17 protein-coding genes are annotated in these 14,233 nt (G+C 75.3%); 6 read left to right on the forward strand and 11 right to left on the reverse strand.

Going from position 1 to position 14,233, the window contains the following annotated elements:
- Positions 1–5 precede the first annotated feature (5 nt).
- Positions 6–353 carry a hypothetical protein gene (locus QRT04_RS13185; protein ID WP_289455923.1) on the reverse strand — a complete coding sequence of 116 codons (348 nt, stop codon included), beginning with the start codon at positions 351–353 and terminating at the stop codon, positions 6–8.
- A 7-nt stretch (positions 354–360) separates the two neighbouring features.
- Entirely contained in the window at positions 361–2,307 is a 1,947-nt protein-coding gene (locus QRT04_RS13190; RefSeq protein ID WP_289455924.1) for a C1 family peptidase, read from the reverse strand.
- A gap of 329 nt (positions 2,308–2,636) precedes the next feature.
- Here QRT04_RS13190 and QRT04_RS13195 point away from each other — a divergent pair, with 329 nt between their 5' ends.
- Positions 2,637–3,533, forward strand: coding sequence for an NAD(P)-dependent oxidoreductase (locus tag QRT04_RS13195; protein WP_289455926.1), 897 nt, complete (start codon positions 2,637–2,639; stop codon positions 3,531–3,533).
- Positions 3,530–4,042: a mycothiol transferase gene (locus QRT04_RS13200; protein WP_289455927.1), complete on the forward strand. Its 513-nt coding sequence runs from the start codon at positions 3,530–3,532 to the stop codon at positions 4,040–4,042. The genes QRT04_RS13195 and QRT04_RS13200 overlap by 4 nt, the downstream gene beginning before the upstream one ends.
- Positions 4,043–4,089: 47 nt before the next feature.
- On the opposite strand, the gene QRT04_RS13205 is transcribed toward QRT04_RS13200, so the two are convergent.
- On the reverse strand, positions 4,090–4,257 hold the full coding sequence (locus tag QRT04_RS13205) for a hypothetical protein (RefSeq protein WP_289455928.1): 168 nt from the start codon (positions 4,255–4,257) through the stop codon (positions 4,090–4,092).
- A 245-nt stretch (positions 4,258–4,502) separates the two neighbouring features.
- On the opposite strand from QRT04_RS13205, the gene QRT04_RS13210 reads away from it, so the two are divergent.
- Positions 4,503–5,375 carry an LLM class F420-dependent oxidoreductase gene (locus tag QRT04_RS13210; RefSeq protein WP_289455930.1) on the forward strand — a complete coding sequence of 291 codons (873 nt, stop codon included), beginning with the start codon at positions 4,503–4,505 and terminating at the stop codon, positions 5,373–5,375.
- Between the two features lie 209 nt (positions 5,376–5,584).
- Here QRT04_RS13210 and mtnN read toward each other — a convergent pair whose 3' ends face one another.
- From mtnN to QRT04_RS13225, 3 genes are all read right to left on the reverse strand, one after another.
- The gene (mtnN, locus tag QRT04_RS13215) at positions 5,585–6,463 is read right to left on the reverse strand and encodes a 5'-methylthioadenosine/S-adenosylhomocysteine nucleosidase (protein WP_289455932.1); all 879 of its coding nucleotides are present in this window, start codon (positions 6,461–6,463) and stop codon (positions 5,585–5,587) included.
- Positions 6,460–6,927 carry an S-ribosylhomocysteine lyase gene (locus QRT04_RS13220; protein WP_289455933.1) on the reverse strand — a complete coding sequence of 156 codons (468 nt, stop codon included), beginning with the start codon at positions 6,925–6,927 and terminating at the stop codon, positions 6,460–6,462. The genes mtnN and QRT04_RS13220 overlap by 4 nt, the downstream gene beginning before the upstream one ends.
- A gap of 113 nt (positions 6,928–7,040) precedes the next feature.
- The gene (locus tag QRT04_RS13225; protein WP_289455935.1) at positions 7,041–8,606 is read right to left on the reverse strand and encodes an HNH endonuclease signature motif containing protein; all 1,566 of its coding nucleotides are present in this window, start codon (positions 8,604–8,606) and stop codon (positions 7,041–7,043) included.
- A 723-nt stretch (positions 8,607–9,329) separates the two neighbouring features.
- Between QRT04_RS13225 and QRT04_RS13230 the strand changes: the two genes are divergently transcribed.
- A complete protein-coding gene (locus tag QRT04_RS13230; RefSeq protein ID WP_289456356.1) occupies positions 9,330–9,881 on the forward strand; it encodes an ATP-dependent Clp protease proteolytic subunit in 552 nt (183 codons plus the stop codon).
- The gene (locus QRT04_RS13235) at positions 9,881–10,480 is read left to right on the forward strand and encodes a ClpP family protease (RefSeq protein WP_289455937.1); all 600 of its coding nucleotides are present in this window, start codon (positions 9,881–9,883) and stop codon (positions 10,478–10,480) included. Before QRT04_RS13230 ends, QRT04_RS13235 begins: the two co-directional genes overlap by 1 nt.
- A gap of 16 nt (positions 10,481–10,496) precedes the next feature.
- Here QRT04_RS13235 and QRT04_RS13240 read toward each other — a convergent pair whose 3' ends face one another.
- From QRT04_RS13240 to QRT04_RS13255, 4 genes are all read right to left on the reverse strand, one after another.
- Positions 10,497–10,883: a helix-turn-helix domain-containing protein gene (locus tag QRT04_RS13240; RefSeq protein ID WP_289455938.1), complete on the reverse strand. Its 387-nt coding sequence runs from the start codon at positions 10,881–10,883 to the stop codon at positions 10,497–10,499.
- Between the two features lie 190 nt (positions 10,884–11,073).
- Entirely contained in the window at positions 11,074–11,307 is a 234-nt protein-coding gene (locus QRT04_RS13245) for a hypothetical protein (protein WP_289455940.1), read from the reverse strand.
- A 68-nt stretch (positions 11,308–11,375) separates the two neighbouring features.
- The gene (locus QRT04_RS13250; RefSeq protein WP_289455942.1) at positions 11,376–11,738 is read right to left on the reverse strand and encodes a YciI family protein; all 363 of its coding nucleotides are present in this window, start codon (positions 11,736–11,738) and stop codon (positions 11,376–11,378) included.
- Between the two features lie 151 nt (positions 11,739–11,889).
- Positions 11,890–12,816 (reverse strand): DNA-3-methyladenine glycosylase family protein, encoded by a 927-nt coding sequence (locus tag QRT04_RS13255; protein ID WP_289455943.1) that lies wholly within the window; start codon positions 12,814–12,816, stop codon positions 11,890–11,892.
- A gap of 91 nt (positions 12,817–12,907) precedes the next feature.
- Here QRT04_RS13255 and QRT04_RS13260 point away from each other — a divergent pair, with 91 nt between their 5' ends.
- Positions 12,908–13,783, forward strand: coding sequence for a DUF72 domain-containing protein (locus QRT04_RS13260; protein ID WP_289455946.1), 876 nt, complete (start codon positions 12,908–12,910; stop codon positions 13,781–13,783).
- A 16-nt stretch (positions 13,784–13,799) separates the two neighbouring features.
- Here the strand turns inward: QRT04_RS13260 and QRT04_RS13265 are convergent, their stop codons facing one another.
- Positions 13,800–14,171: an RNA-binding S4 domain-containing protein gene (locus QRT04_RS13265; protein WP_289455947.1), complete on the reverse strand. Its 372-nt coding sequence runs from the start codon at positions 14,169–14,171 to the stop codon at positions 13,800–13,802.
- Positions 14,172–14,233 lie beyond the last annotated feature (62 nt).

Below are 14,233 nucleotides of genomic sequence, written 5' to 3' on the forward strand. Positions count from 1 at the left end.
TGCTCTCAGCCGACCTCGACCGTCAGGTCGTGCGTGGCGAGCGGCTCCGTCTCCCACGAGCGCCCGAGCCGCAGCCGCACGACCGCGCGCCCGGCCGCGACGCCCGTCACGAGGAGCGTCTCGGACGCGGCGGACGAGGACGGCGGCGCGTCCGGGGCCGGCGGGGCCGGCGGTGCGGCCGGTGCGGGCGGTCCCGGGGGAGCGACCAGCACCTCCACCGCGACGGCCTCGCCGTCCGACCCGGCGCTCCACCGGTTCCCGGCACCGCTCGCGCCCGCGTCGAGCGGAAGTGCGACGACCTGCCCGACGCCCACGTGCACGGCGTCGGGCAGGTCGGCGGTCCAGCGGCTCACGTCGCGCTCACCTCGGCAGCACGATGTGCTCGCCGAGCCGGTGCTCGAGGTCGGACCGGTCGCGCACCACGCGCCGCACCCGGTCGGCCGGCCCGAACACCACGCCCTCGTGCCAGCCGGCGCCGTCGCGCCAGTAGTGCTGGAGCTTCCCGTTCGTGCGGCGCACGAGCACCTCGAGGTTCATGCCGAAGCTCCCCTCGACGAGCCCCACGACCTGCGCCACGTCGTGGCCGAAGGTCGCGCTGTTGCGCCACACCATGGACCCGCTCGCGTTGTCGCGCCACCAGTGCTGCACCGCGCCGCCGACGGCGACGCAGAGCTCGAAGTTGCCGTGCGGGCCGGCCTCGTCGTGCATGCCGAACTGGCCCTGGATCATGACGGGCGGGCTCGCGACCCCGGCGCCGAACGTGACGCCGTCGTGCCACACGCCGTCGTGCTCCGTGCGCCAGAAGTGCCGCAGCTCGCCGGCCGTCGTCACCGCGACGAGCTCGAGGTTGCCGTGCCCGTCGTCGAGGTAGTCGCCCTGCACGAGCGACGGCCCCGAGTACGCGATGTCGGCACCGAACCGCGTGCTCTCCTGCCAGGTCCAGGGTGCGCCGTTGATGCGCCACCAGTGCGCCAGGCGGTTGTCGGCCGTGCGCACCACGACCTCGAAGTTGCCGGGCGCGCCGTAGTCGCCCTGGACGAAGCCGGGCACGCCCGCGGTGTCGGTCGGGCCGAAGACGCCGCCGTCGTTCCAGTCGCCGCCGCCCCCGGCGCGCCACCAGTGGTGGAGGCGGTGGTCGGACGTGCGGTAGACGAGCTCGAGGTTGCGGCCGTAGGTCGTGCCGGCGAGCGTCGGGGCGTGCGTGGCATCGCTGCCGAACGTCCGGTCGGACGACCACGGGAAGGGTGACGTTCCCTCCCGCCAGTAGCTCGTGACCTCACCGGCGTGCGCCGACACGGCCTCGAAGTTGCGGTGCGCGGCGCCGTTGCCGGACTCGTAGAGGTTGCCGTTGTGCAGGCGGCGCTTGGTCCACGGGTCCGGGTTGAGGCCCGTCAGACCGGCCTTCGAGTACTGGTCGATCCCGGCCTCGCCGTAGCCGACGAGCACGTAGCCGTGGTCGCCCCAGCTGCCCCACGAGTTCTTGCAGATCCACGCCTGCTGGCCGTCGTCGTAGCCGACGACGAGCATGAAGTGGCCGCCCCGCTCGTGGTTGTCGGCAGCCGTCGATCGGCGGTAGACGTAGCCGCCGCTGTAGCCGTCGAAGTCCTGGTAGACGTCGAACCAGCTGGCGATCGGGCCGGTCGTGTCGATCCACTGCTTCTGCTGCTCGATGTCGCCGATCCACGTGAACGCCGGGACGCGCACCGAGCGGCCGGCGCGGTCGGACGACGGCGCGTAGGCCGCGTCGTCGGTGTGGTACGGCCAGCAGCCGAGGTCGGCGAGGCCGTGGCTCGAGAGGAACGCGTCCACGTTGCCGAGGTTGTTGCCGTCGGCGCACCGCGATCCCACGCCGTCGTGGAGGTCGCCCTCGGACAGCCGAGCCCAGTAGGCGTGCTCGATCTTGAGCATCGCCTCCACGAGTGCCGTGCCGGTGAACGCCCAACAGGACGCGCACGGGTTCTGGTCGCGGATCGACGTGATCCAGTGGCCGCCGAAGCGGTTGCGCCAGTCGACGGCCGACGCGCGGGCGTCGCCGCCGGCCGGCGGCGGTGCGGCGCCCTCGGGGTGGTCGGCCCGGACGTGCAGGCCGAGGGCGCGCCGCCGGGCGACGAGCTGCGGGTTGGCGGTCGGCCTCAGCACCCTCGCGAGGTCGATGCGGCCGATGGTGGACGCGAGCGGAGGGCGCGTCTGGTCGGCACCCAGCGGGTGCTGGCGGATGACCTGGTCGTCGCGCAGGTCCGCGCGCAGGGTGACGCCCTGCGCGGCGAGGACCTGTCGCAGCCAGCCGATGTCGTGTGGCTCGGGCATGTCGGAACGCCTCTCATGAGCTGCGCGGCCGGCCGGACGGCCGACCATCAGAGCAGGAGTCGTTCACCCGGACGGGCGATACGGCGGGCCGGGGTGGTTCAGCCCAGCGGGCGCGGCCGGGGCGTCCGGGCGCGGCGTGGCACTGCCGGACGTGGCGGTGCCACGCACGGGAGGTCGGACGTCGGGACGTGGCTCGCCCGCTCGGGAGGCGGGACGGCGCGGCGTGGCCTAGACAGGGTGGAGGGCGCCGCGGCCCGTCGCGTGGACCGGTCGGCGGTGGCGCGCGGCTCGACGCACGCGCGCCCGCCCGTCACTCGCGAGGGAGAACCATGACGACGAACGTGGCCGTGCTCGGCACGGGGACGATGGGCCGCGGGATGGCGCGGTCGCTGGTCCGCGCGGGGTTCGCCGTCACGGTCTGGAACCGCACGTCGGCGCGCGCGGACGAGCTGCGGTCGGACGGCGTCCGCGTCGCCGCGGAGCCCGCCGCCGCGGTCGCCGACGCGGACGTCGTCGTCACGATGCTGTTCGACGAGGACGCGGTGCGCGCGGTCGCCCAGGAGGCGCTCCCCGCGATGCGGCCCGGCGCGGTGTGGGTCCAGTCGGCGACGGTCGGGCCGACGGGCGCCCGGCGGCTCGCGGAGCTCGCGGCGGCGCACGGCGTCGCGACGATCGACGCGCCCGTTCTCGGCACGCGCAAGCCGGCGGAAGACGGCACGCTCGTGGTGCTGGCGTCCGGTCCGGTCGACGCGGGGTCCGTCGCCCAGCCGGTGCTCGACGCGATCGGCAGCCGCACCGTGTGGGCGGGCTCGGCGCCGGGGGAGGCATCGGCGCTCAAGCTCGCGGCCAACGCGTGGGTCGCGACGCTCACCGCGGGCACCGCGCAGTCGCTCGCGCTCGCCGACGCGCTCGGCGTGGACCCGCGGCTGTTCCTCTCGGCGATCCGCGGGACCGCGACCGACAGCCAGTACGCGCACGTCAAGGGTGAGGCGATGCTGACGGGCGCGCTCGAGCCGCAGTTCGCGCTCGACGGGCTGCGCAAGGACCTCGGGTTGATCCGCGACGAGGCGCGCGCGGTGGGTGCGCCGCTGCCGGTCGTGCCGGCGGTGCTCGCGGCCTACGACGCCGCCGCCGACGTGGTGGGCGGGGACAAGGACATCGCCGGCGTCGTCGCGGCCTTCCGGCCGAGGCTGGCCGGCCTGGGCAAGGAAGGGAGCCGCGCGTGAACGTCGCCGACCTGCTGATCGAGGGCTTCGGCCGCGTCGGACCGGTCCTGCACCGCGCCGTCGACGGGCTGGACGCCGCGGGGCGCACCGCTCGACCCGACGGGAACGCCAACTCGATCGCGTGGCTCGCGTGGCACATCGGCCGCGTGCAGGACGCGCAGGTCGCGCCGCTCGCCGGGGTCGAGCAGGTCTGGACCGCGCAGGGCTGGGCGGAGCGCTTCGGGCTCCCGTTCGACGCGCGCGCCACCGGGTACGGCCAGAGCGCCGACGACGTGGCGGGCGTCGACGCCGAGCCGGAGCTGCTGCTCGGCTACTACGACGCGGTCGAGGCTCAGACGCTCGCCTACCTCGCGCGCCTGACGGACCACGACCTCGACGTCGTCATCGACGAGCACTGGGACCCGCCGGTGACGCTCGGGGTGCGGCTCGTCAGCATCCTCGGCGACGACCTGCAGCACGTCGGGCAGGCGTCGTACGTCCGCGGGCTCGTGGAGCGCGGCGCGCGGTGAGCCCGCGCGTCGCGCTCCGCCCGGGCCGCCCGAGGCGCGCTCCGGTGTCAGTGCCCGGTCGGGTCGTCCGGGTAGATGCGGTGGACGCCCGTGTCCTGCCCGCCGTGCGGCGGGTTGCCGTCGGGGTCGTCGTCGTGCGGCATGGCGTCCGGCAGAGGCCGTACGTCCACGCCGCGCGGGTCGGGCAGGTTGTCGGGGCCGCTCAGGGTGCTCATGGGTCCACGATCGGGGCTCGGCGCCCGCGGCGCCAGAGGTGCGGCACCGCCGCCCGCGCCGCCGGTTGTGCCGCGGGGTCGCACCGCCGCCGCCGGTCGAGCAGAGCGGACCCAGCCGCGCGCACTGCGCGTCGCCACCCGTCCTGACTCCGGCACCTGAAGGAGACGCACCAGCCCGAACCGGCCCGCACGAACCAGAACCAGCCGCACGAACGAGAACCACCCCCGTACGAAGGAGTCCCGCCATGCGCCTCGGCATCCACCTGATGCGGTTCGACTCGATGGAGCCGGCCGCCATGCGCGACGAGCTCGCGCGGACCGCAGAGACCGCCGACGCGGCCGGCGTCGCCTGGATCTCGGTGATGGACCACTACTTCCAGATGGTGCGCGCGGGCTTCCCTGCCGAGGACCCGATGCTCGAGGCGTACACGACGCTCGGCTACCTCGCCGGCCACACGGAGCGCGCGCAGCTCGGGGTGCTCGTCACGGGTGTGACGTACCGGTACCCGGGCCTGCTCGCGAAGATCGTCGCGACCCTCGACGTGCTGACGGGCGGGCGCGCGACGCTCGGCATCGGTGCCGCGTGGTACGAGGAGGAGCACGCCGCGCTCGGCGTGCCGTTCCCTCCGCTGTCGGAGCGGTTCGAGCGGCTCGAGGAGACCGTGCAGATCGCCCGCCAGATGTGGGACCCGGCGAACGACGGGCCGTACGAGGGCAAGCACTACCAGCTCGCTCAGACGCTCTGCTCGCCGCAGCCGCTGTCGCGGCCGGAGATCATGATCGGCGGCTCGGGCGAGCGGAAGACGTTGCGCCTCGTGGCCCAGTACGCCGACGCGTGCAACCTGTTCGCGCAGACACCGGACGAGCTCGAGCACAAGCTGGACGTGCTGCACCGGCACTGCGCCGACGTCGGACGCGACCCGTCGGAGATCCGCGTGACGACGCTGCACGGCGGCGACGACCTGCTGCGCGGCGACGTCGCCGCGTTCGTCGAGACGATGCGGCCGTTCGCGGAGCTCGGGGTCGAGACCGTGATCCTCCGTCCGCCGGCGACGTCGCTCTCCGCCTGGGTGCGCGACGCCGTGGCGCCGGCGGTCGGGCCGGTCGGCGAGCTGTAGCAGGCGTGGCCGGGGGGCGCGCCGCGCGGGGGCCACGGCACCGTGGCTGTCGTCGTCCGCGGCGCGCCGCCGTCGCGCGCAGCTCGGGCCGGCTGCCATCGCGGTCGGAGCGCCCGGAGCACCTCGTCCACCACCGCGGTCGGAGCGCCCGGAGCACCTCGTCCACCACCGCGGTCGGAGCGCCCGGAGCACCTCGTCCACCACCGCGGTCAGAGCGCCCGGAGCACCTCCTCCACCACCGCCGCCGAGCGGTCCGCGGCGTCGTCGACGTGCGCAGCGAACTCGCCGGCCTCGACGGGGCTGCACAGGTCCGAGATGCCGCGCACCGCGAGGAACGGCACACCGAACAGGTGGGCCGTGTGCGCGAGGGCGGTCGTCTCCATGTCGGCGGCGAGCGCGTCGGGGAAGTCGGTCCGGACGCCCGCCACGCGATCGGCGTCGACGAACACATCCGCCGAGACCACGGACCCCGTCAGGACGCGGATCGTCGTCGGCTCGGTCGGTCGAGGGGCGAGCCGGTCGGCTGCGCCTACCGCGACGTCGTGCAGCCGGGCCTCGGCCGCGAACGTCGGCGGCATGCCGGGCACCTGACCCAGCGCGTAGCCGAACCCGCGCGCGTCCGCGCCGCCGTACGCGTGCTGCGAGCCGACCACGACGTCGCCCACGCGAACCCCCACGCCGAGTCCGCCGGCACTCCCGGCGCTGACCAGCACGCGTGGCCGGTGCTCGGCGAGCGCCACCGATGCCGCGCTCGCGGCGTTGACGAGGCCGATCCCCGAGCGGACGAGCAGCACCTCGCGGCCGGCGATCGTCAGCCGACGGTGCTCGGCGCCGCCGGGCGCCGGCAGAGGCTCGGACGCGGCCGACGCGCGCTCGACGAACGGCGCGGCCTCGCTCGCCATCGCGACGACGACGACGGCCTCGACGGGCGCGCTGGCGGGGCGCCGGGCTCGCCGGCCGTGAGCGGTGATCTCCGCGGCGGGGTCGGCCGCCGCGTGGCTCGCGGGGTCCGGGGTTGCGGCGGCCGGGGCCGGGCCGTCGAGCGACGGCGCCTCGCGGGCCGGCTCGTCGGGTCCGAGAGCCGTCACGCGGTCACCTGGCTCCAGCCGGCGCGCTCGGCGAGGAACGCGCGGGCGGCTGCCTGTGCCCCCTCGAGCGAGTGGTTCGCGCCCCAGCCGCACTGGACCTCGTTCGCCGCGGGAACCTCGGTCGCCTCGAGCACGTCCTCGAGCGTGACCTGGACGAGCGCGAGGACGTCGTCGAGCTGCCAGGTGCCGGAGAGCATCAGGTAGAAGCCCGTCTGGCAGCCCATCGGCGAGAAGTCGAGCACGCGGTCGCTGTGGTTGCGCGAGTGCTCCGCGAACAGGTGCTCGAGCGAGTGCACGGTCGGCATCTCGAGGTGCGCGCGGTTGGGCTGGGTGAAGCGCACGTCGTACTTCTCGATCACGTCGCCCGCGGGCAGCCGCTTGGTGTCGGCGAGGCGCACGTAGGGCGCGGCGACGGTGCGGTGGTCCAGGTTGAACGACTCGACGTTCATCCGCTGCTCGGTCATGCGGCCATTCTCACCGCTCGGGCCGGCGCGGGTCGGGTGTGTCCGTCGATCGTCGCGCGGGTATGGCCGCCAACCTCGGCGTCGACTCGTCGGACGAGGTGCGGGCCGGCGCGTCAGAACGGCGGCGGGTCGTCGCGTTCGGGGGGCCGCAGTCCTCCTGGCCGATCCGCTCGCGTCTCGCGACGCGGCACGCGTGGGCCAGGGCGCTGGTCGGTCGTCATCAGCAGCGTCGGCGACGGGCGGAGGTAGGTGAAGCCGGTCGGGCTCGTCGTCGCGGTGATACCTGTCTCGGGGTCGTGCGCCACGGACCACCCGAAGTGCGTCTTGAGCCGGTGGTGGCGACGACACAGCGGCCGCAGGTTGCACGCGCAGGTGGGGCCCGCGTCGGGGTCGGACGAGTCGAACGGGAGAGCGTGGTCGAGGTCGCAACGCCACGCGGGCATGCCGCAGCCCGCGAACGCGCACACCTGATCGCGCACGAGCACGAAACGCCGGAGGCGGGCGCCGGGCCGGTAACCGGCTCGACCGACGTCGCCCGGCGGTGGGCCACCGGGTTCCGGCCCGGCCTCGGCGGAGCGCCCCTCACCTGACCGCGCACCCCCGCGCGTCGTCGCGCCCGCCGGCTCGGCGTTCGGCTCGCCCCCACGAGAACGCGCAGCGGCAGGCGTCATCACCAGCCCTGCCCGGTGCGTGTGGTCGTCGACGTGGAGCACGTGGCCGGCGGCGTCGGTGAGGACGCGACGCCACGTGCCGTCGCGGGCGAGGTCGCGCGCCATCGCGGCGGGGATCGGGCCGTAGCCGAGGAGCTCGCCCGGCAGGTCGTCGAGCCCGAGCAACGTGGTCGCGCCGACCGCGACCTGCACGCCGACGCGGTGACCCTGCGGGGTGGGGAGCGGGGTCCCGTCCGGCAGAGCGCCGGTCGCGAGGATGCCCGCGAACAGCCCGCTGAGCGCGTCCGCGCGGCGCTGGTCCGCGCTGCGGTCGTCGTCACGGGCACGCTGGGCACACGCGAGCGCGTCGATCACACCGTGCATCGCCACCGCGTCCGGCGCCGGGAGGTAGGCGTGCACCCACGCCATGGCGTCCGGACCGTGCTGCAGGTCCACGCAACGCTCGCGCCGCGCCTTCTTCGCTCGGGCCTGCGCGACCTCGGGACGGGCGGTGAGCACATGGCGGCGCACGAGACGCCGCAGCTGGGTCGTCGTCAGACCGTCCGCGCGCTCGCGCACCTCGCGGAGCACCGCATCGGCAGCCGGCACGGGAAGCACCGCCACCTCGTCGAGCAGCAGGTCCACCTTGGCGGTGTCGAGCGAGCCCGAGGCGAGGGCGTCCCGCAGGACCGCGAACTGGTCGAGCCCGTGAGCCCGGCCGAGCAGGTGGGTGGCACGCCGCCGCGTGCACGCCAGCGCGAGTGCGACCTCGTCGGCGACACCGTCGCGGGTGACGGGCCGACGGGCGACGAGCTCGCTGATCGCTGCAGCCTGGGCTGCGCTCGCGGCGTCGACGACCTGCTGCCAGCCGGCGATCGCGTTGACGACGTCGGCGTCCGCAGCCCGATCGAGCCGGACGGCTCGGAGCGTCGCTGCGACGGAGGCGACGTCTGCGCCGAGCACGGGGAAGTCGGGGAGCTGGCCGGGCTGCACCGCGCCGCCTCTCTGCGCCGCAGTCGCGGCCTCCACTGCCGATCTCCCCACGAACAAGTGTACGAGAAATGCCCGCTAACAGCACCTTCACCGGCTTCGCTCTGGGCGAAACCCCGGACATGCCCCGGGGCGAAACCGCTGTGCGGAACTGGTGGGAACCGGTGGCGGGAACCGGTGGGCGGAACCGGTGGTGGGAACCGGTGGGCGGAACCGGTGGGGAACCGGTGGGCGGAACCGGTGGGTGGGAACCGGTGGGCGGAATCGGTGGGCGGAATCGGTGGCCGGAACCGGTGGCCGGAACCGACGGGCGCGCCGGTGGGCGGCGCCGGTGGCCGGAACCGACGGGCGGCACCGTTGGGCGGACCCGCTGGGCGGAACCGCCGCGACGCCCGACGACGACCCGCGGGCGACTCCTCCGCGGCCGCGAGCGCACGGCGTCTGCCGTCGGCGGATCCGCCCACGGCAGACCCGAGGTCCACGCGGGCCGGGCCGGTGCGACGGTCGAACGACCCGACCCGAGGAGCACCGATGTCCCACCCTCAGATCCACCCGACCGGACCCACCGAGATCGCACCGTTCGACGCACGCACCGCGGCGCCGCCCGACGCCCGCTGGGCCGGCGAGCAGCGCGCGAGCACCGCCGCACCGTTCGCCCGTCGCGTCGACGAGGACCGAGCCGCCGCCGCCCGCACCGCCGCCACCCGCACCGCCGCCCCACCCGTCGGCCGGGCCTTCGACGACGACCTCGCCGCCCGCCTCCTGCACCAGCGGATCGTCGTGCTCGGGCAGGAGGTCGACGACACGGTCGCCAACCGGGTCTGCGCGCAGCTCCTGCTGCTCTCCGCCGAGGACCCGCGCCGCGACGTCGCGCTGTACATCAACTCGCCGGGCGGCTCGGTCAGCGCGGCCCTCGCCATGTACGACACGATGCGGCTGATCCCGAACGACGTCTCGACGCTCGCGATGGGTCTGGCCGCGAGCGCGGCGCAGTTCCTCCTGTCGGCGGGTACGCCCGGCAAGCGGTACGCGCTGCGGCACGCGCGGGTGCTGATGCACCAGCCGTCGGGCGGCATCGGCGGCACCGCGGTCGACATCGAGATCCAGGCGCAGAACCTTGCGCACGTGAAGCACACGATGCAGTCGCTGACGGCCGAGCACACGGGCCGGACGATCGAGGAGATCGCGCGCGACGCGGACCGTGACGCCTGGTTCACGGCCGAGGAGGCGCGCGCCTACGGGTTCGTCGACAAGGTCGTCGAACGCCTCGACGACGTCCGCCCCGCGGGCGGCGCACGGACGGCGGGCCTGTGATGAGCCAGTACACGATCCCGTACGTGGTCGAGCAGCGCCCGAACGGCGAGCGCGCGGCCGACGTGTTCTCCCGGCTGCTGAGCGACCGCATCATCTTCCTCGGCACCGAGATCGACGACGGCGTCGCCAACGTGGTCGTCGCGCAGCTGCTGCACCTGCAGTCGGAGAGCGACATCTCGCCGATCCACGTCTACATCAACTCGCCCGGCGGCTCGATCACGGCGCTGCTCGCGATCTACGACACGATGCAGTACGTCCGGCCGACGGTGGCGACGTTCTGCCTCGGTCAGGCGGCGTCGGCCGCGGCCGTGCTGCTCGCGGCGGGCACACCCGGTCAGCGGCACGTCCTCGAGCACGCACGGGTGCTGCTGCACCAGCCCTCCGGCGGGGGAGAGGGCACCGCGGCGGACCTCGAGATCCAGGCGCGCGAGATCCTTCGGCTCCGCGCCGAGGTGGAGCAGGTCCTCGCGCGGCACACGGGTCAGAGCGTCGAGCGGCTGCGCCGCGACACCGACCGCGACCTGATCCTCACCGCACACCAGGCGGTCGAGTACGGCCTCGCGGACCGGGTCGTGACGAGCCCGCGGGACGCCGCGTGACGGGCGGCGGGCGGCGTCAGGCGGCGAGCAGCACGGCGTCACCGGCCGCCGACTGGGCACGGCCGCCGGCCGCGCCGCCGCGCAGGACCACGAGCCGCTCGCGCGCCCGCTCGGCGCGCGGGTCCGTGAGGTCCACGACGACGCGCCCCTCGGCCGCCGCCAGCTCGGCGTGAGCAGCGCCGACCAGGTCGACGAGCCGCATGCCGAGCGCGCGGCACACCGCGCCGAGCACCTCGGACGACGCCTCCTTGCGGCCGCGCTCGACCTCGGACAGGTACGCGACCGAGACGCGCGCCGACTCCGCGACGTCGCGCAGCGTGCGGGACTGCTCCTCCCGGCGCGCCCGGAGCAGGGTGCCGACGAGGCGGCGCAGCAAGGGCTCGTCGCGTCCGTCGTGGGTCATCGCCCGTCCTCCTGTCGTCCCTGCGTGCCGTCCCTCGGCGACGGCACCGTCCGCCCGCACCCGCGGGAACGCGGCGACCCGTCCGCCGTCCCTCGTCACGCTAGCCGCGGCCCGGACGACGACGGGGCCGCGCACGTTCTGCCCGTAGCAGAACGGCGCGGCCCCGTCGGCCGGCCGGCTCAGGGAGACGTCAGTCGTCGCCCTCGAGCGCCGGGATGATCGTCGTCGGCAGCATGAACGCGAGCGTGACGATCGCGAGGCCGCCCGCGAACGTCCACGCGCGCCACGCCTCGTCCACCTCGAACGCGAGCGCGAACAGGCCGAGCCCGACGAGGAACAGGATGAACGAGGTCACGACGGCGACGGCCTTGCCCGCGGCGCCGGAACGCTCCTCGTCGCGCGGCTCGATCACGGGGTAGGTCATGGCGTGCTCCACAGGTGCGTCGGTGCTTCGAGTGTCGACCGCGCGGACCGATCCGTCCACGCGCCCGGTCAGGACCCTACTGGTCGTCCGTCCGCGTCGACCTCCAGCGGCCAGAACGGCCGGATCTCGATGCGGCCGAACCGTGCCATCGGGTGCTGCGACGCCGCCTCGATCGCCTCGTCGAGATCTGTGCAGTCGAGGATGTCGTAGCCGGCGATCTGCTCCCGCGTCTCGGCGAACGGGCCGTCGGTGACGAGCACCTCTCCGCGGCGCCAACGGACGGTCGTCGCGTCCTCGGGCGGCCGCAGCCGGTCGCCGTGCTGACGCACGCCGCGCCGGTCGAGGTCCTCGACCCACTGGCCGATCGTGTCGAACGCGGGGTCGTAGGGCTCGGCCTCCGGGTCGGTGCAGACGAACAGCATGTACTTCATGGCGACTCTCCTCGGCGCTCCGTCGGGCACTGTGCCCGATCCAACACCGTGACGCCCGGGCCGTCCCGTTCTCGACACAAGCACGCGTGCCGAACGTCCCGTCCGCCGCGCGCCGCCTGCCTGCGCCGGGCGGAGCGCGGCGAGCGCCAGGTCAGACGAGCGGGCGGGCCCGCGGGGCGCGCGGCCCGAACCGCGGCGGGCGCTGCGTCAGCTCGAGCAGGCGGACGACGCGTCCGCGGTGCCCGCGCCACGGCTCGAGCAGCTCGAGCATCCCCGCGTCGTCGGTGCGCACGCCGGTCAGCGCCCAGCCGACGAGGTGCGCGAGGTGGAAGTCCCCGACCGACACGGCGTCGGCGTCACCGAGCGCGCGCGACGCGACCTCCGCGACCGTCCACGGCCCGATCCCGCGCACCGTCGAGAGCCGCCGCCGCGCCTCCGCGAGCGGCAGGTCCGCGCGCAGGGCGTGGGCCACCTGCGCGGCACGGCGCACGGCCCCCGAGCGGGCGCCCTCGACCCCCGCCGAGCGCCACTCCCAGTCGGGCAGCGCGGCCCACACCGAGGCGTCGGGCGGCACGCGCAGCGGCACGGGCGTCGGCCCGGGAGCGGGCGTGCCGTGGCGGCGGACGAGGCGACGCCACGAGTCCTTCGCGTCGAGCCCGACGACCCGCTGCTCGAGCACCGCCGGCACGAGCGCCTCGAAGACGTGGCCGCTGCGCGGCACCCGCAGGCCCGGCAGGCGCCGCGCCGCGTCCCGCACGACCCGGTGCAGCGCGGGGTCGAAGCCGGTCGGGTCGTCGGCCGCACCGAGCAACGCGGGCACGCCCGCGACGGCCCGCTCGGCACCCGGCCCCCACGCCGTGACGCGCACCTCGCCGCGCACGGCGTGCAGGCGACGCGTCGCGGGCCCGTCGGGCGTCGAGGTGGCCTGCCAGACCGCACCGTCCGGCGCCCAGAACCACGCGGGGTCGCCGCCGCCGCGGCGCAGCGCCGAGAGCGTGAGGCGGAGGTCGAGCGGCAGCCGCGGGCGGTACACGTCCTCGACGAGAGGCTCCGCGACGGGCGCGTCGATGGGTGGCACGCACCCACTATGCGCCTCGCGCACCGACCGCCTGACCACCGCGGCCGCGCCTCGCCTCGCCGGCCCGCGCATCGTCCGCCAGCCTGACGGGGTGGCGATCCGGATCGGCATCTCGGGCTGGCGGTACGCGCCGTGGCGCGGCGCGTTCTACCCGCGCGGCCTGCGTCAGGCCGACGAGCTCGCGTTCGCCTCGAGCCGGCTCACGTCCATCGAGATCAACGGCTCGTTCTACGCGCTCCAGCGCCCCGAGTCGTACCGCGCGTGGGCCGAGCAGACACCCGAGGGCTTCGTGTTCTCGGTCAAGGGGCCGCGGTTCGTCACACACATGAGGAAGCTCGCGGATGTCGAGACGCCGCTCGCCAACTTCTTCGCGAGCGGCCCGCTCGCGCTCGGCGCGAAGCTCGGCCCGGTCCTCTGGCAGCTGCCGCCGACGCTCGGGTTCGACCCCGACCGGATCGCCGCGTTCGCCGCGCTCCTGCCGCGCACGACGGCCGCCGCCGCGCAGCTCGCCGCCCGGCACGACGAGCGGCTCGACGCCCGCGCGTGGACGACCACGGACGCCGACCGCCCGCTCCAGCACGCGCTCGAGGTCCGGCACGCGACGTTCCTCGACCCCCGCTTCCCGGCGCTGCTGCGCGACCTCGACATCGCGGTCGTCGTCGCGGACACCGCGGGCCGGTGGCCCGTCGTCGAGGACGTGACGAGCGACCGGCTGGTGTACGTGCGGCTGCACGGCGACACCGAGCTGTACACGAGCGGGTACGACGACGAGGCGCTCGACCGCTGGGCCGCGAAGATCGCCGCGTGGGCCGCGGGTGACGAGCCGCCCGACGCGCGACGGCTCGGCCCGCCCGCGCCGCACGAGCCCGCGGGGCGCGACGTCGTCGTGTACTTCGACAACGACGTGAAGGTGCGCGCACCGGTCGACGCGATGGCCCTCGCGCGCCGGCTCGGCGTGGGGCCGTAGCACCGGTACCGCCGGGTCAGTGGCCGCGGAGCCGCTCGATGAGCCGCCGGTCGCGCTTCGTCGGCCGTCCGGCGCCCCGGTCGCGCTGCGCGACGACTGCGACGTGCTCCTTGGGCGGCGGCACCGGCGACCGGTCGAGGTAGCACGCGACCGCGACGGCCGCGCCGACGCGTTTCACCACGAGCCGCTCGACGATCACGATCCGCTCCCGCTCGCCGCCGCGCACGTGCACCTCGTCCCCCGGCACGACGACGGTCGCGGGCTTGGCGCGCTCGCCGTTGACGCGCACGTGCCCGGCGCGGCACGCGGCGCCCGCGGCCGAGCGCGTCGGGAACAGCCGCACCGCCCAGCACCACGCGTCGACGCGCGCCCGCACGACCTCCGCCATGCCCCCGACGATCTCACGCCGTGGTGCGCGCTCCTTCACCCGGGCGGCTGCACCCCACCCGC

Origin of the sequence: Cellulomonas alba, from assembly GCF_030362835.1 — a bacterium.
GTDB classification, from domain to species: domain Bacteria; phylum Actinomycetota; class Actinomycetes; order Actinomycetales; family Cellulomonadaceae; genus Cellulomonas; species Cellulomonas alba.

Coding starts and splice junctions, on each gene's coding strand:
- QRT04_RS13220 (WP_289455933.1), bottom strand. CDS start 6,927: ATGACCGAGCAGCGGATGAACGTCGAGTCGTTCAACCTGGACCACCGC.
- QRT04_RS13190 (WP_289455924.1), bottom strand. CDS start 2,307: ATGCCCGAGCCACACGACATCGGCTGGCTGCGACAGGTCCTCGCCGCG.
- QRT04_RS13250 (WP_289455942.1), bottom strand. CDS start 11,738: ATGAAGTACATGCTGTTCGTCTGCACCGACCCGGAGGCCGAGCCCTAC.
- QRT04_RS13235 (WP_289455937.1), top strand. CDS start 9,881: ATGAGCCAGTACACGATCCCGTACGTGGTCGAGCAGCGCCCGAACGGC.
- QRT04_RS13265 (WP_289455947.1), bottom strand. CDS start 14,171: ATGGCGGAGGTCGTGCGGGCGCGCGTCGACGCGTGGTGCTGGGCGGTG.
- QRT04_RS13240 (WP_289455938.1), bottom strand. CDS start 10,883: ATGACCCACGACGGACGCGACGAGCCCTTGCTGCGCCGCCTCGTCGGC.
- QRT04_RS13205 (WP_289455928.1), bottom strand. CDS start 4,257: ATGAGCACCCTGAGCGGCCCCGACAACCTGCCCGACCCGCGCGGCGTG.
- QRT04_RS13245 (WP_289455940.1), bottom strand. CDS start 11,307: ATGACCTACCCCGTGATCGAGCCGCGCGACGAGGAGCGTTCCGGCGCC.
- QRT04_RS13210 (WP_289455930.1), top strand. CDS start 4,503: ATGCGCCTCGGCATCCACCTGATGCGGTTCGACTCGATGGAGCCGGCC.
- QRT04_RS13195 (WP_289455926.1), top strand. CDS start 2,637: ATGACGACGAACGTGGCCGTGCTCGGCACGGGGACGATGGGCCGCGGG.